This window comes from Pseudomonas sp. BIOMIG1BAC, from assembly GCF_001705995.2.
GTDB lineage: Bacteria > Pseudomonadota > Gammaproteobacteria > Pseudomonadales > Pseudomonadaceae > Aquipseudomonas > Aquipseudomonas sessilinigenes.
Genome location: NZ_CP049045.1, coordinates 4217238 through 4239658 on the forward strand (window position 1 = coordinate 4217238; position 22421 = coordinate 4239658).

Annotated in this window: 22 protein-coding genes; 15 read left to right on the forward strand and 7 right to left on the reverse strand. The window is 63.8% G+C overall.

Annotation, left to right across the window (positions count from 1 at the left end):
* The first annotated feature begins 14 nt into the window (after positions 1-14).
* Together ATY02_RS19550 and ATY02_RS19555 are read left to right on the forward strand one after the other, a co-directional pair.
* Positions 15-401, forward strand: a complete 387-nt coding sequence (locus ATY02_RS19550; protein ID WP_068586767.1) for a GFA family protein — start codon at positions 15-17, stop codon at positions 399-401.
* The gene (locus tag ATY02_RS19555) at positions 398-862 is read left to right on the forward strand and encodes a hypothetical protein (RefSeq protein ID WP_068586770.1); all 465 of its coding nucleotides are present in this window, start codon (positions 398-400) and stop codon (positions 860-862) included. Before ATY02_RS19550 ends, ATY02_RS19555 begins: the two co-directional genes overlap by 4 nt.
* 131 nt (positions 863-993) lie before the next feature.
* Here the strand turns inward: ATY02_RS19555 and nadE are convergent, their stop codons facing one another.
* Genes nadE through ATY02_RS19570 form a run of 3 tightly spaced genes read right to left on the reverse strand, consistent with a single transcriptional unit; the run spans position 994 to position 3727 of the window.
* Positions 994-1839 carry an ammonia-dependent NAD(+) synthetase gene (gene nadE, locus ATY02_RS19560; RefSeq protein ID WP_068586773.1) on the reverse strand — a complete coding sequence of 282 codons (846 nt, stop codon included), beginning with the start codon at positions 1837-1839 and terminating at the stop codon, positions 994-996.
* A gap of 1 nt (position 1840) precedes the next feature.
* Complete coding sequence (gene pncB, locus ATY02_RS19565; protein ID WP_068586778.1) at positions 1841-3070, reverse strand: nicotinate phosphoribosyltransferase; 1230 nt, start codon at positions 3068-3070, stop codon at positions 1841-1843.
* 9 nt (positions 3071-3079) lie between these two features.
* Positions 3080-3727: a nicotinamidase gene (locus tag ATY02_RS19570; RefSeq protein ID WP_068586782.1), complete on the reverse strand. Its 648-nt coding sequence runs from the start codon at positions 3725-3727 to the stop codon at positions 3080-3082.
* Between the two features lie 183 nt (positions 3728-3910).
* Here ATY02_RS19570 and ATY02_RS19575 point away from each other — a divergent pair, with 183 nt between their 5' ends.
* From ATY02_RS19575 to ATY02_RS19585, 3 genes are read left to right on the forward strand one after another with little or no spacing between them, the layout of a single operon-like run.
* Positions 3911-4456 carry an adenylyltransferase/cytidyltransferase family protein gene (locus ATY02_RS19575; RefSeq protein ID WP_068586785.1) on the forward strand — a complete coding sequence of 182 codons (546 nt, stop codon included), beginning with the start codon at positions 3911-3913 and terminating at the stop codon, positions 4454-4456.
* 1 nt (position 4457) lies between these two features.
* Entirely contained in the window at positions 4458-5165 is a 708-nt protein-coding gene (locus ATY02_RS19580) for an NUDIX hydrolase (RefSeq protein ID WP_068586788.1), read from the forward strand.
* Between the two features lie 5 nt (positions 5166-5170).
* Positions 5171-5677, forward strand: coding sequence for an NUDIX hydrolase (locus ATY02_RS19585; RefSeq protein WP_068586791.1), 507 nt, complete (start codon positions 5171-5173; stop codon positions 5675-5677).
* Here the strand turns inward: ATY02_RS19585 and ATY02_RS19590 are convergent.
* A complete protein-coding gene (locus ATY02_RS19590) occupies positions 5674-6579 on the reverse strand; it encodes a LysR family transcriptional regulator (RefSeq protein ID WP_022643810.1) in 906 nt (301 codons plus the stop codon). The genes ATY02_RS19585 and ATY02_RS19590 overlap by 4 nt on opposite strands.
* 103 nt (positions 6580-6682) lie before the next feature.
* On the opposite strand from ATY02_RS19590, the gene ATY02_RS19595 reads away from it, so the two are divergent.
* Positions 6683-7855, forward strand: a complete 1173-nt coding sequence (locus ATY02_RS19595; protein ID WP_068586794.1) for an acetylornithine transaminase — start codon at positions 6683-6685, stop codon at positions 7853-7855.
* 81 nt (positions 7856-7936) lie between these two features.
* On the opposite strand, the gene ATY02_RS19600 is transcribed toward ATY02_RS19595, so the two are convergent.
* Positions 7937-8467, reverse strand: coding sequence for a DUF4174 domain-containing protein (locus tag ATY02_RS19600; RefSeq protein ID WP_068586796.1), 531 nt, complete (start codon positions 8465-8467; stop codon positions 7937-7939).
* 703 nt (positions 8468-9170) lie between these two features.
* Here ATY02_RS19600 and ATY02_RS19605 point away from each other — a divergent pair.
* The 3 genes from ATY02_RS19605 to ATY02_RS19615 all read left to right on the forward strand — a co-directional run bounded on the left by ATY02_RS19605 (position 9171) and on the right by ATY02_RS19615 (position 12537).
* Positions 9171-10160, forward strand: coding sequence for a response regulator (locus tag ATY02_RS19605; protein ID WP_068586799.1), 990 nt, complete (start codon positions 9171-9173; stop codon positions 10158-10160).
* A gap of 3 nt (positions 10161-10163) precedes the next feature.
* Positions 10164-11111, forward strand: a complete 948-nt coding sequence (locus tag ATY02_RS19610) for a sensor domain-containing diguanylate cyclase (protein ID WP_068586803.1) — start codon at positions 10164-10166, stop codon at positions 11109-11111.
* 106 nt (positions 11112-11217) lie between these two features.
* A complete protein-coding gene (locus tag ATY02_RS19615; protein ID WP_068586806.1) occupies positions 11218-12537 on the forward strand; it encodes a hypothetical protein in 1320 nt (439 codons plus the stop codon).
* Positions 12538-12552: 15 nt separating this feature from the next.
* Here the strand turns inward: ATY02_RS19615 and ATY02_RS19620 are convergent, their stop codons facing one another.
* Complete coding sequence (locus ATY02_RS19620) at positions 12553-13671, reverse strand: saccharopine dehydrogenase family protein (RefSeq protein WP_068586809.1); 1119 nt, start codon at positions 13669-13671, stop codon at positions 12553-12555.
* Positions 13672-14118: 447 nt separating this feature from the next.
* Between ATY02_RS19620 and ATY02_RS19625 the strand changes: the two genes are divergently transcribed.
* The gene (locus ATY02_RS19625; RefSeq protein WP_068586813.1) at positions 14119-14988 is read left to right on the forward strand and encodes an isocitrate lyase/PEP mutase family protein; all 870 of its coding nucleotides are present in this window, start codon (positions 14119-14121) and stop codon (positions 14986-14988) included.
* A gap of 33 nt (positions 14989-15021) precedes the next feature.
* Here ATY02_RS19625 and ATY02_RS19630 read toward each other — a convergent pair whose 3' ends face one another.
* Positions 15022-15426 (reverse strand): response regulator, encoded by a 405-nt coding sequence (locus tag ATY02_RS19630; RefSeq protein WP_068586816.1) that lies wholly within the window; start codon positions 15424-15426, stop codon positions 15022-15024.
* A 164-nt stretch (positions 15427-15590) separates the two neighbouring features.
* Between ATY02_RS19630 and ATY02_RS19635 the strand changes: the two genes are divergently transcribed.
* From ATY02_RS19635 to ATY02_RS19655, 5 genes are all read left to right on the forward strand, one after another.
* Complete coding sequence (locus tag ATY02_RS19635) at positions 15591-16340, forward strand: SIR2 family NAD-dependent protein deacylase (protein ID WP_068586819.1); 750 nt, start codon at positions 15591-15593, stop codon at positions 16338-16340.
* 51 nt (positions 16341-16391) lie between these two features.
* Positions 16392-17045 carry a suppressor of fused domain protein gene (locus ATY02_RS19640; protein WP_068586822.1) on the forward strand — a complete coding sequence of 218 codons (654 nt, stop codon included), beginning with the start codon at positions 16392-16394 and terminating at the stop codon, positions 17043-17045.
* A gap of 224 nt (positions 17046-17269) precedes the next feature.
* Positions 17270-18643, forward strand: a complete 1374-nt coding sequence (gene ppnN / locus ATY02_RS19645) for a nucleotide 5'-monophosphate nucleosidase PpnN (RefSeq protein WP_068586823.1) — start codon at positions 17270-17272, stop codon at positions 18641-18643.
* A gap of 345 nt (positions 18644-18988) precedes the next feature.
* Positions 18989-20818 (forward strand): DUF1302 domain-containing protein, encoded by a 1830-nt coding sequence (locus tag ATY02_RS19650; protein WP_164823697.1) that lies wholly within the window; start codon positions 18989-18991, stop codon positions 20816-20818.
* A 23-nt stretch (positions 20819-20841) separates the two neighbouring features.
* Positions 20842-22203, forward strand: coding sequence for a DUF1329 domain-containing protein (locus tag ATY02_RS19655; RefSeq protein WP_068586840.1), 1362 nt, complete (start codon positions 20842-20844; stop codon positions 22201-22203).
* Positions 22204-22421 lie beyond the last annotated feature (218 nt).

Below are 22421 nucleotides of genomic sequence, written 5' to 3' on the forward strand. Positions count from 1 at the left end.
GGAGGAGGACCAGCATGAGCGCAGAGATGTACCAGGGCGGCTGCCTGTGCGGGCAGATTCGCTTCGAGGCCCGGGGGCCTGCCGCCAATCCCCATACCTGCTCGTGCAAGCTGTGCCAGCGCCATAGCGGCGCCCTGACCCTGGCCTGGGTCGAGTTCCCCCGCGAGCGGGTGCGTTGGACTGGCCCGGGCGGCGCGCCGAGCACGTTCAGGTCGTCGGACTATTCCAGCCGGGCGTTCTGTGCCCAGTGTGGCAGCTCCCTGGGCGCCATCGACGACGCACCCACGGTCGCCCTGCTGCTGGGGACGTTCGACAGCAACAACCGCAAGGCCCTGATGCCCACCCACCACTCCTACAAGAGCCAGCGACCGCGCTGGTGGCACGCCGGAGAAACGCCATGAGCCAAGGCAGTGGCCACGAAAAACTGGCGACGAATATCTGGACCTGGTACGGCCAGGACCAGTACCGCTGGCTCATCCTCCTGGGCGAACTGGGACCGGCCCTGGAGTTCCTGGCCATGGATGCGGACCAGCAACGGGTGGAGATCGGTTGCTGCGCGGAATGCAACCTGTGGTCCGATCAGCTGGATTACCTGGAGCGTTTCGTGCGGGATTTCCCGGCGCGGCTGGACCCGGCCCTGCACCAGCACCTGCAAGCCTTGTTGACGGCCTGTGAAGGGCTGAGCCCAGAAGCCTACGGCATGACCCTGGAGGACAACGGTTTCGAACACCGGCAATGGCAGCCATTGCGCCAGGCGGCCCAGCAAGCGCTGGAGGACCTGGGCTGGCCCGAGGCACGGGAGCATATGCCCGAGTTGGTCGCCGATTGCCGTGCGGCCCTGGACAAATGGCGCGATGGTTGAAACTGCGTGTAGCCGCTGGCGCAGACTCGGCACGAGCCACATCTGGATATCCGAAATTTGCCTGATGTACCCCTCCGCCAGGTTTGGCGGGCGCTGCGCACCCGATCGCAGCCTCGCCCGCTCGGCAGCGATTAAAGGGACCGGGTATGTGGCGCCGGAGTGCGGGGCAAGGCGCGCTTGTGGGCGGTGCGCTGGTAGGCGTTTTCGATCAGTTGGCGCACGGTGTCGGGTACCGGCTGGCCCATCAGGTAAGCGTCGATTTCCTCGTAGCTGCACCCATAGGCGTCCTCGTCCAGCTTGCCCGGCGCCAGTTCCTCCAGGTCCGCAGTGGGCGCCTTGCGCACCAGGTGCCCAGGCGCGCCAAGGGCATCGGCCAGCAGCCGCACCTGGGTCTTGGTCAGGCTCGACAACGGCGCCAGGTCGCAAGCGCCGTCGCCGTACTTGGTGAAGAAGCCCATCAACGCCTCGGCGCCATGATCGGTGCCCACCACCAGGCCATTGCTCAGGTTGGCCAGCGCGTACTGGGCCAGCATTCGGGCCCGGGCCTTGACATTGCCCTTGGTGAAATCCGTGAGTGCCGCCGAAGGTTCCAGGCCGTCGAGCTGCACCTCACGCATCAAGCCATCGACGCTGTCGGCGATATTGCAGGTGCTGATCTCATCGGGGCGGATGAATTCCAGGGACGCCTGGGCGTCGTGTTCATCCGCCTGGTGGCGATACGGCAGGCGCATGGCAATGAAACGCACCCCATGGCCGGCCTCGCGCATCTGCTCCACCGCCAGCTGGCACAGGCGCCCGGCCACCAGAGAATCGACGCCGCCGCTGATGCCCAGCACCAGGCTGTGGCAACCGGAATCACCCAGGACCTGCTGGATGAATGCCACGCGGCGGGCAATCTCGGCAGGCTCGCCGCCAGCGACCAGTTGCCGGTCGATGCCCAGTTCCCGGGCGATACGTTCTTGGGTCGGATGGGTCATGTCAGGCCTCCAGGGGCGAGTTGGCAAGATCGACGTTGAATACCTGTGCCGCATAGCGAAGGAAGGATGGGTCTTCGCAGACGTTCTTCACCGGGTCGTCGGAGAACTTCACCACCGGCTCGCCATGTACCCGCACCAGCTTCATCACGATGCTCAGCGGCTCCACACCCTCCACATCGCAGGCCAGGCTGGTGCCCATGCCGAAACCGAAGCGAGCCTGGCCGCGCACATGACGCAGGATCGGCAGGCATTTCTCGAAGTTCAGGCCGTCGGAGAACATCAGGTCCTTGCTCCGCGGGTCGATGCCCAGTTCCCGATAGCGGGCCAGGACCTTGTCGGCCCAGACCAGCGGGTCCCCGGAATCCTGGCGCAGGCCGTCATACAGCTTGGCGAAGTACAGGTCGAAGTCCTTGAGGAAGAAGTCGGTGCTAATGCAGTCGGTCAAGGCGATGCCCAGGCGCCCGCGATACTCGCGAACCCAGTTCTCCAGCGCGGCATTCTGGCTTTCCCGCAGCCGCCCCAGTTGCTGGTGCACCATCAGCCACTGGTGGGCCATGGTGCCGATCAGCGGCAGGTCGAACTCGTAGGCCAGGTGCGCATTGCTGGTGCCGACGAACACCCCGGGAAAATCACTGTGCATGATCTTCACCACTTCGCGCTGGGCCTTGAACGACAAGCGCCGGCGGGTGGAGAAGTCCGAGACCCGCAATTCGGCGAGTTCATCGCGGCTGGCATTCTTCTCCAGCCATTCGAACTTCTGGTAGAGCCGGCGAGTGACGTCCGCCAGTTCGACATCCGGGTACTTGTCGCGATTGCGCAGCTCGCTGACCATGGCCAGCACCGGTTGCTCGAACATGATGCAGTGCAGCATCGGGCCACGGACGCGGATGCTCAACTGACCCTCGACGGCGGCCACATGGATGTAGCGCAGGTTGAAGCGGAACAGCCCGAGGAATTGCTCGAAATCAGGGGTCAGGTATTCGCGAAAACGCTTGCTGAACAAAAAGCGCTGCTCGCCTTCGCGCATCTGCAGGTCGGCCAGTTTCTCCAGCTCCTGGCGGATCTCGGGGATCAGGTGCACCAGGGACTCTTTGGAGCGAACGATGAACTGGTACTCGACCTCGACATTGGGGTGCTGGTGCAGCACCGCCTGCATCATGGTGAAGGTGTAGTAGTCGGTGTCCAGCAGGCTCTGGATCACGCCGTTGTCGCGGTCAAATGCACTTTCCATGGTGACTCCTCAAACGCTGGCCAGGCTGGCGGCTTCTTCGCGGGTCGCGGCTATCGCGATACCGGCTTGCTGCATGTCGGCGATGGCCTGGGTGGCGCCCTCGGCGCTGATGGCCCGGCACGCCGGCAGGTGGATGATCACCTTGAAACCGGCGGCGGCCAGTTGCAGGGCGGTGGTCTTGACGCAGAAGTCCAGGGCCAGGCCACCAACGATGACCCGCTGCACGCCCTGGCTCTTGAGGTACTCGATGACCCCGGTGGAGAGCTTGCCGTGCAGGTCGTGGTAGCAGGCGCCGTAGGGGTGCAGGTCCGGCTCCACGCCCTTCCACACGAAATAGTCGTAGTCATAGGGGCTGGGCAATTCGTCCAGCAGGGTGAAGCCCTCGGTGCCTGGAACGCAGTGGCTGACCCAGGTCAGGTCGGCGTGTGCCAGGCCGGTGGGCTGGAGCATCTGCTCGTGCCCGGCCACCACCCAGGGAGCCTGGGGACTGTGGGCGTCCTTGCTGCCAACACGCAGGCTGGCCAGGGTCGCCATGAAGTTCAGCTCGCCACCGATGCGGTCGCCCTCGGCCACCGGCAACTCGTCCGGGCACAGCGGGGTGAAGCTCTTTTGCGCATCGACATCGAAAGAAGCGGTCTTCATCGTTTGGCTGTTCATGCTGGGTCTCTCCTCTGCATGGAGCACAAAGTACACGTCATGTACTTTTGTGGCAATCCCCCCTACTTCAGTTTTTTCAGTGTCGCCAAATCGATCACAAATTTAATGACAGCCTCAAACAGCAGTTGCAGCAGGACAAAGCGGTGATAAAGTACACGTCATGTACCAACATAGGATAAGCCGATGTTCGAACTGGCCCTGTATGGCGGCGCTTTCAATCCGCCCCACGCCGGACACGCCCAAGTGATGCTCGAGGCCGCTCGCCATGCCCGGCGCGTCCTGGTGGTGCCCAGCTTCCGCCACCCCGACGGCAAGCGCATGGCCGATTTCGAACAACGGGCACTCTGGTTGCAGGCCATCACCGGACACCTGCAAGCACAATGCCCGACCGAGCTGGCGGTGAGCCGCCTGGAGCAGACACTGGCGCTGGCCGATCCCGGCCCGGTATACAGCATCACCCTGCTCGAACGCCTGGCCGACGACCTGGCCCTGGAGGGCAAACGCATCGCCCTGGTGGTCGGTGAGGATGTCGCGCGGCAGCTGCCCAGGTTCCATCGCGGCCAGGAGTTGCTGCAGCGTTTTTCCATCCTGTGCATCGAGGAACAGCCTGGGGTGCGCAGCACGGTCTTGCGTCAATGCCTGGCTCGTGGCGAAACACCGCCCAGCCAGTGGCTGGCTCCGGGGATGAATCCGCTAAACTACGGCCTCTACGCCGCCCACGGAAGTTGATATGCACGACCGCCCCACCCTCGCCAACGCCTACCTGCACACCATCGACCTGTGCCTGTTGCGCTACAACCGTGACAGCGGCGAACTGGACATCCTCCTGCACCAGCGTGACAGCGAACCCTTCGCCGGACACTGGGCGCTGCCCGGGATCGTGGTCAACGGCGATGTCGAGGACCGCAGCCTGAACGACGCGGTGGAACGCCTGCGCCGCTCGAGCAAGGTGGACATGCCCCTGGCCTGGCTGGAACAGGTGGGCACGGTGGGCGATGCCTTCCGCGATCCGCGCTGCTGGTCGTCCTCGACCTTCTACCTGGGGATCGCCAGCGAACCCGTGCAGCCTGGCCCGCAGCAAGGTTTCTTCAGCTTGCGGGAAGTGGCCAGCGGCACCTTCAAGCTGCCCTTCGACCACAACAGCCTGGTGGCCCAGGCCCATGAACGGCTGCTGTCCAAATCCCTGTACAGCAGCCTGCCGCTGATGTTCCTCGGCAACGAGTTCAGTGCCCCCGAGGCCGTGGCGATCTTCTCTATCGTGCTGCAGCGCCCGGTGCTCAAGACCAGCATCCGCCAACGCCTGCTGAAGATGAGCGAAGCCGGCTACCTGCGCGACACCGGGCGCAAGAAGAGCGGCGACGGCGGCCGCCCCCAGGCGACCCTGGACAACCTCAAACCCGAGCAGGTGTACCTGTTCGATCGCTGCTTCCTGGAGTAACCCACATGAGTTCGACCCCCGATAACCAGTGCCTGCTGGAAACCCCCTATTTCAGGGTGGTCCGTGAGCAGGGCTACTTCATCATCAAGGAGGCCCAGGCAGTGAACGGCGTAGTCGCCATACCGACCCTGGCCGATGGCCGGCTGATGCTGGCCGACCTCAGGCGCCGGGCCATCGGCGGCCAGTCCATCGAGTTTCCACGAGGGGCCATCGACGCCGGCGAAAGCCCCTGCGATGCCGCCGCCCGTGAACTGCTGGAGGAAACCGGCTGGCAGGCATCGCAGGTGCGCCAGCTGGGATTGCTGCACAGCAACACCTCGCTGATCGCCAGTGCCGTTGCCGTGTGCCAGGTGGAAATCACCGAGCAGCAGGCCGGCGCCACCGATGGCGAAGTGGACAAGGTGCTGTGGGTCAGCCGCCAGGAACTGCTGGCGATGATCGCCGCCGGGCGCATCACCGACGGCCATACCCTGTCGGCGGCGATGATGCTGCTGGCCCACGAAGCGAGCTAGGGGCGCCCCCACTTCTCCAGGGCGAACTCGACGAAACTGCGCAGCTTGGGCAGCCGGTAGCGGTCCTGGGCATAGAGCAGGTGCATCGCCCGCAAAGGCAGCTGGTAGTCCTGCAACACGGCCACCAGCCGCCCCTGGCGCAGGTCTTCCTCCACCAGCGCATCGGGCATCATCACGATCCCCAACCCGCCCCGCGCCGCGCGATGCAGGCCGGAGGACGTATTGGCCAGCAATGAGCCGGACACCGGTATCAGCACATCTCCCTCGGGCCCGTGCAAGGGCCACTGGGTCGCGGTGGAACTCCACTCGTCTCCCGCCGGAAAGGCAAAGGCCAGGCAGTTGTGCTGCGCCAGGTCCTCGGGCACCTGCGGCGTGCCATGGTGCTCCAGGTATTGCGGCGCGGCGCAGATGGTCAGGGTGTAGTCCTGCAATGGCCGGGCAATCAGTGCATTGGTGTCCAGGTTGCCCAGGCGGATGGCCACGTCGAAGGTGCCATCGGTGAGGTCGAAGCGCTGGTTGGCCAGGTTCAGCTCGACCTTGACCTCGGGGCAACGCTGACGGAATTCACTCAGGGCCGGCGCCAGGCGTTCGGTGCCGAACGTCACCGGTGCGGTGATGCGCAAGGTCCCGGACGGCGTGCCCTGGGCCTGCTCCGCCAAGTGCTCGGAGTCGGCCACCAGGCCCAGCACCGCCAGGCAACGCTGGTAGTACTCGGTGCCGAACTCGGTCAGGCGCTGGCGGCGGGTGGTGCGATTGAGCAGGCGCACCCCCAGGCGTTGCTCTAGGGCCCGCAGGTGATTGCCCACCATGGTGGTGGAAAGGCCGCATTCCCGGGCGGCGGCGGTCATGTTCCCCGCCTCCACCACCTTGACGTACACCGACATGGCCTGGAACAGATCCATTATCAACTCCTACTTCAAGATGATTAAAGATCTTCCGAGTTTATCTAGCCTGGCTGGCTAACGATACTGGCGACCCCCCCACCCGTGATGGAAGTGAACCGCCATGAGCGCCGCCCTGATGAGTACCTACCAGCCTTTGTCCCTGAACTTCAGCAAAGGCCTGGGCACCCGCCTCTGGGACCAGGCCGGCCGCGAATACCTGGATGCCATCGCCGGCGTGGCCGTGACCGGTGTCGGCCATTCCCACCCGCGCCTGGTCAGCGCCATCAGCGAGCAGGCCGGACTGCTGCTGCACACCTCCAACCTGTACAGCATCGACTGGCAGCAACAACTGGCGGGCCGGCTGACGGCGCTGGCCGGCATGGACCGGGCGTTCTTCAACAACTCCGGGGCCGAGGCCAACGAAACCGCACTGAAACTGGCGCGCCTGCATGGCTGGTACAAGGGCATCGAGCAACCGCTGGTGGTGGTGATGGAGAACGCCTTCCACGGCCGCACCCTGGGCACCCTGTCGGCCAGCGACGGGCCGGCGGTCCGCCTGGGCTACGGGTCATTACCCGGGGATTTCCTCAAGGTACCCTTCGGTGACCTGGCGGCCCTGGAGCAGGCCGCCAGCCGCCATGGCGCGCGCATCTGCGCGGTACTGCTGGAACCGATCCAGGGCGAGAGCGGCATCCAGCTGGCACCAGCAGGTTATCTGAAGGCGCTGCGCGAGCTGTGTTCCCGGCGCAACTGGCTGCTGATGCTCGACGAAATCCAGAGCGGTATCGGTCGCACCGGCCGCTGGTTCGCCTGCCAGCACGAAGGCGTGGTGCCGGACGTGATGACCCTGGCCAAGGGCCTGGGCAACGGCATTCCCATCGGCGCTTGCCTGGCCCGGGGCAAGGCCGCGCAGCTGTTCACCCCCGGCAGCCATGGCAGTACCTTCGGCGGCAACCCCCTGGCCTGCCGGGTGGCCTGCACGGTGCTGGAGATCATCGAGGAACAGGGCCTGCTGGCCAACGCCGAACACCAGGGAGCGTTGCTGCTCAAGCTGTTGCGCGAGGAACTGTCGGGGCATCCGCAGGTGCTGGAGGTTCGTGGCCTGGGCTTGATGATTGGCATCGAACTGCGGCATCCGGCTCCGGACCTGGTGCAAGCTGCCGCCCGGGATCATGGGCTGCTGATCAATGTCACCCGGGGCAAGACCATCCGCCTGCTGCCACCGCTGGTGATCGATGAGGGCGAGGTGCGGACGATCGTCCAGGCGTTGCGCCAGTTGCTGGATCGCCCTTGAGCGCAACCGGGAAATACCTCGGGGTGCGGAGCAATGCCGGGGGCTAATGCAGCCTGCTCCCGGCAGGTCCTGAAACCAGGCTCAGTCGTCCAGGGCCTGGGGCGCCGACGCAGGCTTGGCTTGCTTACCGGCCTTGGCATTCTTGGCCTGGGGTTCCGGCGCCGGGGCCGGGGCGGCCGCCTGCTTCTCGGCCGCCGGCAATTGATCGATGGCGCTGAACACGTCCTTGAGTTCGATCGCCCCGGAATGCTCCAGCTTCTTCTCACCATCCTTACCCACCAGGATCACCTTGGTCTGGGCCCCCGCACCCAACTTGAGGCTACGAATCAGGGCCATGGTGGATTGCGGATCGATGTCCTTGCCATCGCGCTGGCCGATGGTATTGAGCACCGTGTACAGGACCATGTTGCGTTCGTTGAAGGCCTGGCGATTGGCGGGCTCTTCCAGGGACTTCTTCAAGCTCACCAGGGTCGGGTCGACGCTGCTGGGGGCGATCACGATCAATGGCCGTGATTTGCCCAGGTCCTGGGTCAGTGGGCCATCGTTGTCGGCAGCCAGGACGGGGCCTGCGACAGCGAGCAGAGTTGCGAGGGTCAATGACCGAATGAACATGCGTCTCTCCTTATATTTTCCACGCAGTAATGATTGCGCATTGCGGGAAAAGGTCCAGGCCGCTACTCAAAATCTGACATTTTTTTGGCCGCTCGCCCACGCTTGCCCCAGGCTCCCTACAGGCAGCGCAAATCAAGGGACCCAGTGATCAGGCAAGCCCCTGGGGCAGGCTGCGCGGTAAGTTCTTGTTGCATATTGGCAGGCTGGTTGTGGCAGGTGGGCAACTCGACCCATTAACTTTCATCCCCCGCGCCTGACCGACCGTTCATTCGAACACTGACTCGTTCCACACCAACCTATACGAACACGAAGTCACCACAAATAATAAGAAGTTATTTAACGATCAATTAAAAGTTATTTACAACGCGTCATTTTTCAAACGCCAGAAAACAGTCGCAAGACACCTTGAAAACTGACCAGACCCCCGTATTTACTGACTCTCATAACACGCCCCGGCAAACCAAGTGCCCACCCATTGAAAGTTGAACCCGCATCTTAAGTTGCCATTCCAGGTACTGGAAATTCATTGAACAATGATCTGGAACAAACAACTCGATTACCCGCTGCTTGTTCTTTCATTATCTGCCGCTCTATAGTTCGGCGCGGCACGGACAGCCTGTAACAAACACAATACAAACGGCAACTCGTTACATTCCCGAACACTATCCACCTGCGGATTTTTTCGAATGAGCGTCCGACCCCGATGATTCCCCTCCTCGTCTGCGATGACTCGAGCATGGCCAGGAAGCAGGTGCTGCAGACCCTGCCTGGCGAATGGCGAGTGTCCGTGACCCAGGCCTGCAATGGCCGCGAAGGACTGGAAGCCCTGCGCCGGGGCCTGGGCAAAGTGGCGCTGCTGGACCTGACGATGCCGGTGATGGATGGCTACCAGGTACTGAGTGCCGTGCAGGAAGAAGGCATCGACACGCAGATCATCGTCATCTCCGGCGACATCCAGGAAGAAGCCGTACGTCGTACCCGCGAGCTGGGCGCCCGGGCCTTTCTCAAGAAACCTTTCGACCCCCAGCAATTGCGCAGCCTGCTCAATGAACTGCAACTCTTGGATAACGGACGCTGCAAGCCGGTGCCCAATCCGTCCCCGGCACCGGTGGTGACCTTTCGCGATGCCTTTCGCGAGACCGTGAACGTCTCCATGGGCTACGCCGCGGCGCTGATCGCCAAGGTCCTGGATGTGTTCGTGCACCTGCCGATTCCCCACGTCAACGTCCTGGAGGCCGGCGAGCTGCAAATGCTCCTGGCGGACGCCAATCGCTCGCGACAGTTGACGGCCATCTGCCAGAGCTACATCGGCAGCGGCATCGCCGGCGAGGCCCTGCTGATGTTCTACGACTCTTCGGTGGCCGACATTGCGCAGTTGATGGAACAGGGCACCGACCCCTACCAGGAAATGGAAGTGCTGATCGACCTGTCCAGCGTGCTGATCGGCGCCTGCCTGAGCAGCATCGCCGACCAGCTGGACATGTTTTTTTCCGTGGGCCACCCCCAGGTGCTCGGCGAGCAGACCAGCATCGACGAATTGATCGTGCTCAATCAGCAGCGCTGGAAAAACACCCAGGCAGTGGAGATCAGCTACAGCCTGGAAGAGCAGAACATCCACTTCGACCTGCTGCTGTTGTTCACCGAAGGCTCGCTGGCCTTGCTGGAACAGAAGCTGGCCTACCTGATGAGTTGAACCATGCCCAGACAAATGAATTTCAGCGAGCTGCACTGGCTGCTGGCGGTGGTCCAGAGCATCGACGTGGGAATCGTCGTGCTGGACCTCGAATGCCGGGTCCAGGTGTGGAACAGCTTCATGGAGAACCGTTCCGGGGTGGCCTCCAAACAGGCCATCGATCGCTCGTTCTTCGAGCTGTTCCCGGAAGTCGAGAAACCCTGGTTCACCCGCAAAGTGGGGCGAGTGGTGGCCCTTGGCACCCCCGCCTTCACCATCTGGAAACAGCGTCCGTACCTGGTGCACTTCAAGAACTACCAGCCGATCACCGGCCAGGGCGAGTTCATGTACCAGAACACCACGCTGCTGCCGTTGCGCTCGGCCAACAGTGAGATCGATCACGTGTGCCTGGTGATCTACGACCTGACCGATGTGGCGATCAACAGCCTTGCCTTGCAGAAGGCCAATAATCAAATGCAACAACTGTCGCGTACCGACCACCTGACCCAACTCTACAACCGTGGGCACTGGGAGCAGCGCCTGCAATTCGAATACGCACACCATGACAACGCCATCGCCCTGCTGATGCTGGATATCGACCATTTCAAGTCGATCAACGATCGCTACGGCCACCAGGCGGGCGATGCCGTGATCAAGTGTCTTTCGCAATTGATCCACCAGCACCTGCGCGACAGCGACGTGGCCGGACGCTATGGCGGCGAGGAGTTTGCCATTGTCTTGCCACGCACCGACCTGGGAGGCGCCCGCACCCTGGCCGAACGCCTGCGTCAATCCGTGCAGAACCAGCAGGTGCTGCACAACGGCCAAACCATTGCCTTCACCATCAGCCTGGGCATCGCCTGCCTCGATCACACGGCCCGCGACCATCGCTGCCTGATCGAGCGGGCCGACCAGGCGCTGTATGCCTCCAAGCGTGCCGGACGCAACCGGGTCAGCACCTACGCGGCCTGAATGATCACCGCACCAGGAAAATCCTCGAGCCGCGGATAAACCACTGGTTTTCAAGGTCCATTCCAGGGTCAACTTGCCTACCCCGCGCCACAAGGAGTCCACGCGCATGTTCCGCCCCCCGCCCCAACAGAACGCCCAGGAGCAATGGCACCTCGCCGTGCACCGTTATGCCCAGGACATCAACCGCTATGTCGAGACCGGCATGCGCGAAGGCTGGGATAACCTGAAGGAGCCCAGCCTGCCAGCCACCAAGCACCTGCTGCCCGCCTGGCAGGCGGCCCTGGAAGCGAGCAATGCCGGCCCCCATGATCCCGTCGCACGCGAAGCCTTTCGCCAGGCCTGGCCGCCGGCGCACTTCCCCCTGACGCCACACCTGGAGAACCGGGGCCAGATGATCCCGGCCCTGGCCCTGCTGGCCGACGGCAGTCTGCTGGCGCGAATCGGCGCGCCCTACGAGGCGGGCTCGGTGGTGCACATCGATAACGATCGTGTCCGGCCCCTGGACCAGGTGGAGTACTTCGGCGCCTGTCCGCAGCGGCGCTACTTCGCCTGGGCCCGGGCCGCAGGCATCCAGGTCACCGACGGTTGGGACGGCCCACAGGTGGCGAGCTTCGCCTGGCCCGAGCGGCTCGCCGGATTGCCCGCAAACCTGGAACTGCGCGAGCGCGCCACGCCCAGCCAACTGATCCCCTTCCCCGACGGCCAGAGGGTGCTGCTGGTCAGTGCCGATGGCATCTTCGTCCTCCACGCCGGTGGCGCCACCCGCCTGCTGCGCAGCCTGGAAGAGCTGCGCCAGGACTTGGCCAAGGGAGTCGCCGCCGAGGACCTGAACCTGGACCTGAGCATGGAGCACGGGGCGATTTCGGCGGACGGCCAGTGGATCGCCGTGGGCGAGCAAAGCAGTTCGCACCTGGTGTTCGATGCCCAATTGCAGCCAGTGGCCGAGATCGGCCCCGGCAGCGAGTACCCGCACTTCGCCTGCTTCAACCAGCGCGGCGACCGCCTGCTGCTCAATGCCTGCCACTTCTACAGCGGCGCCAGCCTGGGCGTCGCGGTGGCCGACCTGCCGGGGCTGGCCACCGATTTCTACAGCGACGATCCACGCACCCCAGTACTGCAGGATGGCGCCCGGGTATACGCCGCAACCTCGCGAGGCGACGAGTTCATCATCGGCGATGCCTACGGTTACCTGCGGGCCTTCAGCGAGACTGGCCAAGAGCGTTGGCAGCACTACGTCGGCTCGACCCTGTGCGCCATGGACATCAGCCCCGATGGCAAGACCCTGGTGGCCGCCACCTTCGCCGGGATCATCGTGCGCATCGAGCTGGACCGTGGGCGCCCGGACTGGCAGATCGGCACCGGCGCGCACCATGAAGTACAGCGCTGGCTGTTCTGGAAGGACCTGGCCAAGCCGCTTCTATGGTGAAAAAGTCCAGCCCGGCTAACGCGAGAACTCAACCTGCATCTGCAAGTGGAGCGGATCGTCGATGGCCCGCAGGTACTGCTCCAGGCTGACCTCGCCGATGCAGGCGCGGGCTCCCGGGAGCAGCGCCTGACCATCGAGCACCTTGAGGATCACCGCCACCGCCGCACAACTGGGAATCTCCGGGCCATGATCATGGGTGGCCGTCAGTTGCGCGGCCATCGACAGCGGCTGGCCATCCTGGCCCAGGCCATGCACGTCGACATACATGGCACTCAAGCCATCGCCCAGCCACTCGAACCAGGTCCCGCAGCGATGCAACCGTACGGCCCAGGGCGCCGGATCGCGCACCAGACCCAGCTTCACCGCCTGGGCCAGCAAGGCGTTGGCCAGCCCGGCGACCTTGAGCCCGGCACCCGCCTTGAACGACAGGGTATGGGCGCCATAACGGGCGGCGAACAGGTCCAGGTCCGGCACATCGACATTGGCCACCAAGCGTGTGCCCAGCCTTGGCAACGTGCGCAAGGCCAGCCCCTGCCAGCCGATCACCGGGTGCGGCTGGCCGTCCTTGAGCTGCTGGATCGGCCGGCCGGCATAGGCCAGCACCCCGAGGATGGTGGACACCCCGGGCATCTTCGCCGAGGAAGAAATACCGTGCTCGATGCGATCGATACGGGAGAAGCGCTGGCGATGCTCGTCGATGATCGCCGACGACAGGGTCGGCACCGAACTGCAACCACTGAGCAACGTCACTCCGGCCGCTCGGGCCTGGGTATCGAGGCCGCCGATACCCCCCACGAATTGCCGGCAGTCGGCCAGGTCGCAGTAGTTCACCCCGGCCTCGATGCATCCCTGGGCCACGGCATAGGACTGCCCCTGGAACGGTCCGCCGGTGTGGATCACCCAATCGATGCCCAGGGTCTTGAGCGCCGGTGCCCACTCCTCGCCCATGGCATCCCCACACCACCCCTCGCAGGGCTGCCCGCCCTCGGCGCGCAGGGCCTCGACCTTGGCCGCCAGGCGGGCCGGGTCGCGTCCTGAGATCAGCAGGTGCACGCCGGGGCGGTGGATCAGGTAGCGGCAGATGATGCTGCCGAAATTGCCATAACCACCGACCACCAACACTCTGAGCGTCATTACCTGCATCCCTGAAATAAGTACGTTGCACCGCTGGATGAGCGGACCTTGCGGCGCGGCAGCTTCCGCGATTTGCCCTGGACCGACAAGCCCCTGGAGCCGCCCGGTACCTTACGGCCACAGTCCATCGGCACCCTGCGGAACACTTGTAACATTAAGTTGCTAAAAAATTGCCAATGCCAGTCCGGCATAATGCTATGCAAATTCCTCATCCTCTACGGCCTGGGAGCGTGTTAGCCTCGTCCTGCTATGTCGGCCTCGCATAACAAACCCGCCGTTTCATCCAATCAAGCGGGATAAAGACGCCTTGCTACCCCCCTGCTTCACCTTCATCTGCCCAACTAACGTTTCGCTGCGAGCCTTTCGATCATCGGCTCGCCAAGGGAACTGATTGCAAAATTCGATTCGACCCGAAGGTCGATCTCTCGATCCTATCTCGGAGCTGTTATGTCCAGGCTTTCCCATCAAGATTTGCGCCGCGGTTTCCGTGAACTGATCGCCTCATCTTCCTGCTATCACACCGCTTCTGTATTTGATCCGATGTCCGCCCGGATCGCCGCCGACCTGGGTTTTGAAGTGGGCATCCTCGGTGGTTCCGTAGCCTCGCTGCAGGTCCTGGCGGCCCCCGACTTCGCCCTGATCACCCTGAGTGAGTTCGCCGAACAGGCCACCCGCATCGGCCGCGTGGCCCAGTTGCCGGTGATCGCCGACGCCGACCATGGCTACGGCAACGCCCTCAACGTGATGCGCACCGTGGTCGAGCTGGAGCGCGCCGGCATCGCTGCGCTGACCATCGAGGACACCCTGCTGCCGGCGCAATTCGGCCGCAAGTCCACTGACCTGATATCCGTTGCCGAAGGCGTGGGCAAGATCCGCGCGGCCCTGGAAGCCCGGGTCGATCCTGAACTGGCGATCATCGCCCGGACCAACGCCGGGATCCTGCCGGTGCAGGAAATCATCAGCCGTACCCAGCAGTACGAGCGCGCCGGCGCCGATGCCATCTGCATGGTCGGCATCCGCGATTTCGAACAACTGGAGCAGATCTCCGAGCACCTGAGCGTGCCGCTGATGCTGGTGACCTACGGCAACCCGGCGCTGCGCGACGACGCACGTTTGGCCCAGCTGGGCGTGAAGATCGCAGTGGACGGCCACGCCGCCTATTTTGCGGCGATCAAGGCCACCTACGATTGCCTGCGCGAGCAGCGGCAGATCTTCACCCAGGCCTCGGACCTGAGCGCCACCGAACTGGCGCACACCTACACCCAGCCCGAGGAGTACATCGTCTGGGCGCGGGAGTTCATGAGCGTCAAGGAGTAACACCGGCAATTGGCCGGGGTGAGGCGCAACGCCTCAACCCTGGGCCGATTTCAACGCGCCTTCCACGCAATCCAGGACCTGCCCGATGGTCCAGGGCTTGCGGATGAACGACACCGGATAGCGCACCCCGGAACTCTCGGGAGTCTCGTACCCCGACATCACCACGATCGGCATTCCCGGCCAGTGTTCGCCGCACAGGTTGCTCAGGCTTGCACCATTGAGCCGGCCAGGCATGGTGATATCGGTCAGCAGCAGCGCCACATCCGCGGCCCGTTCATGGAGGAATTCCCAGGCCTGGTCGGCACTGTCCAGGGCTTGGGTGGCGTAGCCCTCGTCCTCGAGGATCTCGCACAGGAACTCCAGCACCGTCGGCTCGTCCTCCACCACCAGGATCAAGCGCCTGCAGGCGTCGCTATCGATGGGCGAAGCTGAATACATGGATGACACTCCCTGGCAGGTTGGATGGGCGAGCCAAGCCGCCGACACACTTATGAGCGAAGGCGCGAAGATAAATTCACTTGCCGCGACCGTCGGCGGATAATGCCAGCCCCGCACGCGCCACCCAAGTGGCGCCGTGGTTGAAAACGGAGGTGGTTCTTTCCATGGAGTTCGATCCCAAGCGACTGGCCCAGGCCAGGCACCTGGTGGTATTCAGCGGCGCCGGAGTCTCGGCGGAAAGTGGCATCCCGACCTTTCGCGATGCCCTGACCGGCCTCTGGGAACACTTCGATCCGGCGCGCCTGGCCACGGTCCAGGCCTTTCGCGACGACCCGGCGCTGGTCTGGGGCTGGTACGAATGGCGGCGCCAGAAGGTGCTCGCGGCCCAACCCAATCCGGCCCACCTGGCGATCGCCGAACTGGGCCGGCGCCTGCCGCGCCTGACCCTGATCACCCAGAACGTCGATGACCTGCACGAACGCGCCGGCAGCGTCGATGTGCTGCATCTGCACGGCAGCCTGCACACGCCCAAGTGCTTTGCCTGCAACCGGCCCTTCACCGGCGAACTGCCCATGCCCTCGGTGCCGGAGACGGGCGCTTGCCTGGAGCCACCACGCTGCACCGGCTGCAACGGCAAGATCCGCCCTGGCGTGGTGTGGTTCGGCGAAGCACTACCCGAAGCGGCCCTCAAGCGCGCCTTCCAGGCGGCCCGCGAGTGCGACCTGCTGCTGTCGGTGGGCACCTCCGGGCTGGTGCAGCCGGCGGCGCAGATTCCCCAGCTGGCCCTGCAGCAAGGCGCCTGCGTGGTGCATATCAACCCGCAGCCGCAACCCGGCAGCGCCCCAGGGGAATACCACCTGGTGGGCAAGGCCGGGCAAGTGTTGCCACACCTGCTACAGCAGGCCTTTACCTGATTTCCGGGTGGCCCACAGTGGGCCGCCCTCTGCTTTCAAGGACGTTTCAAGATGTCGGATACTCAAGACTTTTCATGGTTCGAAGCGGCCTGGGAACAGCGCGAAGAACAGGTCTACCGGAGTTTGTTCGGTGACCTCGGCCCCGGGATCTACCCCCTGGACCCGAGCCTGTTCCGCGACGCCGAAGTCGACCCGCGCTGGCTGACCCATGGGGTCTTCGAGTCGCCCCCCAATGCCCAGCGCGACAGCTGGCTGTACGTCACCTCGGGCCTGTCCAATGCCTGGCACGCGGAGCAGCCCGAGCCGGACGGCTGGTCCGGCATGGGCCGCGAGCTGCTGCTGGAAACCCGCGAACAATCGCCATGGGCGCTGTACCTGCTGCGCCACTTCTGCGCCTACCAACTGCTGCTATCTGCCGGCCACTTCGGCGAGCGGCCACTGCTGGACGAGTGGGACCGCATGCGCCTGGGCAACCCCATCGACGGTGCCGGCAGCCTGGTCGAGAGCGTGCTGTTCATCGCCGCGCCGGGTTTTCCCGGGACCCAGCAACTACTCTCCGGGCGTTTCGACTTCCTGCAACTGGTGGGCCTGACCGCAGCGGAACACACCTGGGCCCAGGCCGAAGGCTACCCCGAGCTGCTGCAGCGCCTGGCCCAGGCCGGCGCCTCGCCGGTGATCGATCCACGGCGCGCCAGCGTCCTGTGATGCGCCCAAAACCTGCAGGCAAGCGCGCGTCTCATCATTTTTCCCGCCACGGCGGTTCGTCATGAGGTAGATTCAAGCAGCGAACACCCGTGCAGCGAGTGGCGCTGTCTTGTCCAGCCGTTGCCAACCAGGCCGCCCGAACCGGGCGATCCTGCTCACTGCCCCGCTCTTGTGCGCCACCTGCGACCGCAGGTCCGGTGGCGCCGCTTTCAGGAAATGGATGAATGCCGCAAAGACATGTGATCAATGCTTCGGTCAGCCCGAAAGGCAGCCTGGAGACCCTCTCGCAACGTGAAGTGCAGCAATTGAGCGCTGCCAGTTCCGGCAGCATCTACACGCTGTTCCGCCAGTGCGCCCTGGCCATCCTCAATACCGGCGCCCACGTCGACAACGCCAAGACCATCCTCGACGCCTACCACGATTTCGAAGTACGCATTCACCAGCAGGATCGCGGCGTGCGCCTGGAGCTGCTGAACGCCCCGGCCGATGCCTTCGTCGATGGCGAGATGATCGCCAGCACCCGGGAAATGCTGTTCAGCGCCCTGCGCGACATCGTCTACACCGCCAATGAGCTGGACAGCCAGCGCATCGACCTGGAAAGCTCCCAGGGCATCACCGACTACGTCTTCCACCTGCTGCGCAATGCCCGCACCCTGCGTCCCGGCGTAGAGCCGAAGATGGTGGTGTGCTGGGGCGGCCACTCGATCAACACCGACGAATACAAGTACACCAAGAAAGTCGGCCACGAGCTGGGCCTGCGCAAGCTGGACATCTGCACCGGTTGTGGCCCCGGCGTGATGAAGGGCCCCATGAAGGGCGCCACCATCGCCCACGCCAAGCAGCGCATGAGCAGCAGCCGCTACCTGGGGCTGACCGAGCCGGGCATCATCGCCGCCGAGGCGCCGAACCCCATCGTCAATGAACTGGTGATCCTGCCGGACATCGAGAAGCGCCTGGAGGCCTTCGTCCGGGTCGGCCACGGCATCATCATCTTCCCCGGTGGCGCCGGCACTGCCGAAGAGTTCCTGTACCTGCTGGGCATCCTGATGCACCCGGACAACCGCGACCTGCCGTTCCCGGTGATCCTCACCGGCCCCAAGAGCGCCGCTCCGTACCTGGAGCAACTCAATGCGTTCGTCCTGGCGACCCTGGGCGAGGCGGCCAGCCAGCACTACCAGGTCATCATCGACAACCCGGCCGAAGTGGCGCGGCAGATGACCGAGGGCCTGAAGACCGTCAAGCAGTTCCGCCGCGAGCGCAACGACGCCTTCCATTTCAACTGGCTGCTGAAGATCGACGAAGGCTTCCAGCATCCGTTCGATCCAACCCACGAGAACATGGCCAACCTGCAGCTCAGCCATGCCCTGCCTCCCCACGAACTGGCGGCCAACCTGCGCCGGGCGTTCTCCGGCATCGTCGCCGGTAACGTCAAGGACCAGGGCATCCGCCTGATCGAGCAGAAAGGCCCCTACAGCATCCATGGCGACCCGACGATCATGCAGCCGCTGGACCAACTGCTCAAAGCCTTCGTCGAGCAGCACCGCATGAAGCTGCCTGGCGGCGCCGCCTACGTGCCCTGCTATCGCGTGGTGAGCTGAACCCTCTGTGGTGAGGGAGCCTGCTCTCTCACCACTCGACCCGCCTGGCGGCTAATGCCGATCAGTTAAGGAAACGGTAGGAGCGAGGCTTGCTCCTACCGGGGGATCGCCTCGCTTAACTGACGGGTATCAAGCCTGGCGCCCCCTTGCCGCCGGCTGGTGCTTCACCTTTGGCTATAGGCATAAGAATTTCTTAGAAGGCAGGACGCCGAAAGCTCCCTACCATGCCACGGACCCCGTTTAACGGGGCCCTCAAGGACCACGACCGGTCTCCTGCGACAGTGTTCGCAGGTACCGGCCGTCTAGGTGGAGAGCAGCATGGTGCAAATAAGAAAACCGGGGACCATGTATCCCCAGCCTCTGAAACCTCATCATTTAAAACCCCGTCACCTGACCGTTGCCCTGGCCCTGGCTTGGGCCCTGCCGGCCCAGGCCGAAGATTTCCGGCTGGGAGAAATCAGTGGTCGCTTCGACTCATCCCTGTCGATCGGTGCCAGCTGGGGCCTGCGCGATGCCGACAACGCGTTCATCGGCGTGGCAAATGGTGGCAGCGCTTCCACCCGTACCGGTGACGATGGGCGCCTGAACTTTCGCAAGGGCGAAACCTTCTCGAAGATCTTCAAGGGAATCCACGACCTGGAGTTGAGCTACGGCGACAGCGGAGTCTTTGTCCGAGGCAAGTACTGGTACGACTTCGAACTCAAGGACGAGCACCAGCACCTCTACGATATCGATGACCACGGTCGAGACCGTGCCGCCCGAGCCTCGGGAGCAGAGTTTCTCGATGCCTTTCTCTATCACAACTACAGCATCGCCGATCTGCCGGGCAGTATCCGGGTCGGCAAGCAGGTGGTGAGTTGGGGCGAAAGCACCTTCATCGGCAACTCAATCAACGCCATCAACCCTGCTGACGTCGCCGCCCTGCGCCGTCCTGGCTCTGAGCTCAAGGAAGGCCTGATTCCGGTCAGCATGCTCTACATCAACCAGGGCCTGAGCGACAACCTGTCGATAGAGGCCTTCTACCAGTTGAGCTGGCAGAAGACCGTGCTGGACAACTGTGGTACCTATTTCGGCAGCGACGTGGTGGCCAAGGGTTGCGACCTGGGCATGACCATCAACGGCACGGACCTGGAGCGCACCGCTCCCAGCTATGGTTACGTACCGCGCCTGGGCGACCGCGATGCACGGGACGGTGGCCAGTTCGGCGTGGCCTTGCGCTGGACAGTGCCGGAGCTCAACGAGACCGAGTTCGGCTTCTATGCCCTCAACTACCACAGCCGCACCCCGGAAAGCGCCTGGCTGGTAGGTAAGGGAGCCTTTCTCGACCCGGTCGGCGGGCTCATCGGCCAAGGAGGCGTCAGCACCGCACGCTATTACCTGGAATACCCCGAAGACATCCGCCTGTATGGCCTGAGCTTTGCCACCAACCTGGGCAGCACCGCGGTATCCGGCGAAATCAGCTACCGACCGAACATGCCCATGTCCCTCAACAGTACCGACGTGTCCACAGCGGCCACCCTCGGAGCGGCCGCGGTCCACCCGGCGATCAATGCCGGCCTGCCGATCTTCGACAGCGGTTGGGCCAGCTCGGTCTACGGCTCGCGAATCCAAGGCTACAAGCGCCTGCCCTATACCCAGGCACAGCTCACCGCGGTCCAGATCTTCGACCAGGTATTGGGGGGTGATCGCCTGACCCTGGTGGGCGAAGCCGGCATCGCCCACATCGGCGGCCTGGACAGCAGCGATGGCTCAGGCCTGCGCTTCGGTCGCAACAGTGCCTACGGCAATGGCGAACTGGCCAACGCTGGCAATGCTGCATTGCTCGGGGTCTCTGGCAATGACATTTGTCGCGCCCTGAATTCGGCCAATCCGCGCCAGTGTACCGACAAGGGTTTTTACACTCGTAGTTCCTGGGGCTATCGCCTGCGCGCGGTACTGGAGTTCAACGATGCCATCGCCGGGGCCAACCTCAAGCCCAACCTGTCGTTCGCCCATGATGTCGAGGGTTACGGCCCGACCTTCAACGAGGGCAGCAAGGCCCTGAGCATCGGCCTGGATGCCGACTTCATGTCCAAGTACACAGCCAGCCTGAGCTACACCGACTTTTTTGGCGGCGATTACAACACCAATACCGACCGAGATTTTCTCGCCCTGAGCCTGGGTGTGAGTTTCTAGGCCCTGCCTTCAAGAGGTTAACCATGGAACATCCACAACTGTTGCAGATTGGCTGCCTGATTCTGAGCCTGTTAACGGGCTCGGTAATGGCGGCGGTACCCAACGACCAGGCCGCACGCCTGGACAAGGACCTGACGCCTGTAGGAGCCGAGCGCGCCGGCAATGCCGACGGCAGTATTCCGGCCTGGACCGGCGGACTGCCTACCAGCACCGGCAAGATGGACGCCGACGGCTTCCTTAAAGACCCGTACGAGACAGAAAAGCCGCTGTTCACCATCACACCCCAGAACCTGGAGCAGTACAGAACCAAGCTCAGCCCCGGCCAACTGGCCCTGTTCAAGCGCTACCCACAGACCTACCGGATGCCGGTCTATCCCAGCCACCGCAGCGTCAGCCTGCCGCAGAAAAGCCTTGAGGCCACCCGGCTCAACGCCATGCATACCAGCTTGGTCGAAGGTGGCAACGGCCTGGAGAACTACAGCCCGGGCGCGGTGCCCTTCCCGATTCCCAAGGATGGCCTGGAAGTGATCTGGAACCACATCGGCCGCTACCGCGGGGAAAGCCTCAAGCGCATCGTCATGCAGGCTTCACCCCAGGCCAACGGCAGCTTCACCCCCAGCGTGGTCAAGCAGGAGTTGGCCTACCCCAGCGGCCTGACGGATTATCAGCCCACCGAGATGGCCAACATACTCAACTACTACCGCGAAGAGTTCCTCTCGCCTGCACGACTGGCCGGGGGCGTGCTGCTGGTCCACGAAACCGTCAACCAGGTCAAGGAGCCACGCATGGCCTGGCAGTACAACGCCGGCCAACGCCGAGTACGCCGGGCGCCGCAGATCGCCTACGACAGCCCGGCTGCCGAGGGCATGCGCACACTCGACGATTTCGACCTGTTCAATGGTGCGCCGGACCGTTTCGACTGGAAGCTGGTAGGCAAGCAGGAGATGTACATTCCCTACAACAGCTATCGCCTGGAATCTCCCAGGCTCAGGTACAGCGACATCGTCCAGGCCGGCCACCTGAACCCCGAGCACACCCGCTATGAACTGCACCGAGTCTGGCACCTGCAGGCAACCCTCAAGCCGGGCCAGCGCCATGTCTACTCCAGGCGCGACATCTATATCGACGAAGACAGCTGGCAAGCAGCGATCACCGACGCCTACGACGGCCGAGGTGCCTTGTGGCGCGTGGCCGAAGGGCATGCCAGCTTCTTCTACGACGTCAAGGTGCCTTCCTTCGCCGCCGAAGCCCACTACGACGTGCTCTCCGGACGCTATGCCGTGAACTCCCTGCGCAACGAGGAAAAGAACAGCTACCAGTTCAACCTGCCCTTCAGTCGCAAGGAGTTCACGCCATCGGCTTTACGCGCCACGGGCATTCGTTGACACCCAGCCGCCCGGCCTGCGGTTGCTTGGCAACCGTACGCTGCCTTGCAGGCTCGGCAGCGGCTACAGCACCAGGCTCGCTCCGTGTAGCCGCTGCCACCCGCTGCGCACGACCGCGCAGCGGGCGCCAGACTCAGGTTTGCGACTGCCGCGCCCAGGCGCCGCTTCGTAGGCACGAATACGGAGATTGGCTGCTCTCCCATCCCCTATGACAGGGT

Excerpts from the sequence above, each read along its gene's own strand:
- ATY02_RS19550 (WP_068586767.1), top strand. The coding sequence starts at position 15 with ATGAGCGCAGAGATGTACCAGGGCGGCTGCCTGTGCGGGCAGATTCGC.
- ATY02_RS19555 (WP_068586770.1), top strand. The coding sequence starts at position 398 with ATGAGCCAAGGCAGTGGCCACGAAAAACTGGCGACGAATATCTGGACC.
- nadE (WP_068586773.1), bottom strand. The coding sequence starts at position 1,839 with ATGACCCATCCGACCCAAGAACGTATCGCCCGGGAACTGGGCATCGAC.
- pncB (WP_068586778.1), bottom strand. The coding sequence starts at position 3,070 with ATGGAAAGTGCATTTGACCGCGACAACGGCGTGATCCAGAGCCTGCTG.
- ATY02_RS19570 (WP_068586782.1), bottom strand. The coding sequence starts at position 3,727 with ATGAACAGCCAAACGATGAAGACCGCTTCTTTCGATGTCGATGCGCAA.
- ATY02_RS19575 (WP_068586785.1), top strand. The coding sequence starts at position 3,911 with ATGTTCGAACTGGCCCTGTATGGCGGCGCTTTCAATCCGCCCCACGCC.
- ATY02_RS19580 (WP_068586788.1), top strand. The coding sequence starts at position 4,458 with ATGCACGACCGCCCCACCCTCGCCAACGCCTACCTGCACACCATCGAC.
- ATY02_RS19585 (WP_068586791.1), top strand. The coding sequence starts at position 5,171 with ATGAGTTCGACCCCCGATAACCAGTGCCTGCTGGAAACCCCCTATTTC.
- ATY02_RS19590 (WP_022643810.1), bottom strand. The coding sequence starts at position 6,579 with ATGGATCTGTTCCAGGCCATGTCGGTGTACGTCAAGGTGGTGGAGGCG.
- ATY02_RS19595 (WP_068586794.1), top strand. The coding sequence starts at position 6,683 with ATGAGCGCCGCCCTGATGAGTACCTACCAGCCTTTGTCCCTGAACTTC.
- ATY02_RS19600 (WP_068586796.1), bottom strand. The coding sequence starts at position 8,467 with ATGTTCATTCGGTCATTGACCCTCGCAACTCTGCTCGCTGTCGCAGGC.
- ATY02_RS19605 (WP_068586799.1), top strand. The coding sequence starts at position 9,171 with ATGATTCCCCTCCTCGTCTGCGATGACTCGAGCATGGCCAGGAAGCAG.
- ATY02_RS19610 (WP_068586803.1), top strand. The coding sequence starts at position 10,164 with ATGCCCAGACAAATGAATTTCAGCGAGCTGCACTGGCTGCTGGCGGTG.
- ATY02_RS19615 (WP_068586806.1), top strand. The coding sequence starts at position 11,218 with ATGTTCCGCCCCCCGCCCCAACAGAACGCCCAGGAGCAATGGCACCTC.
- ATY02_RS19620 (WP_068586809.1), bottom strand. The coding sequence starts at position 13,671 with ATGACGCTCAGAGTGTTGGTGGTCGGTGGTTATGGCAATTTCGGCAGC.
- ATY02_RS19625 (WP_068586813.1), top strand. The coding sequence starts at position 14,119 with ATGTCCAGGCTTTCCCATCAAGATTTGCGCCGCGGTTTCCGTGAACTG.
- ATY02_RS19630 (WP_068586816.1), bottom strand. The coding sequence starts at position 15,426 with ATGTATTCAGCTTCGCCCATCGATAGCGACGCCTGCAGGCGCTTGATC.
- ATY02_RS19635 (WP_068586819.1), top strand. The coding sequence starts at position 15,591 with ATGGAGTTCGATCCCAAGCGACTGGCCCAGGCCAGGCACCTGGTGGTA.
- ATY02_RS19640 (WP_068586822.1), top strand. The coding sequence starts at position 16,392 with ATGTCGGATACTCAAGACTTTTCATGGTTCGAAGCGGCCTGGGAACAG.
- ppnN (WP_068586823.1), top strand. The coding sequence starts at position 17,270 with ATGCCGCAAAGACATGTGATCAATGCTTCGGTCAGCCCGAAAGGCAGC.
- ATY02_RS19650 (WP_164823697.1), top strand. The coding sequence starts at position 18,989 with ATGTATCCCCAGCCTCTGAAACCTCATCATTTAAAACCCCGTCACCTG.
- ATY02_RS19655 (WP_068586840.1), top strand. The coding sequence starts at position 20,842 with ATGGAACATCCACAACTGTTGCAGATTGGCTGCCTGATTCTGAGCCTG.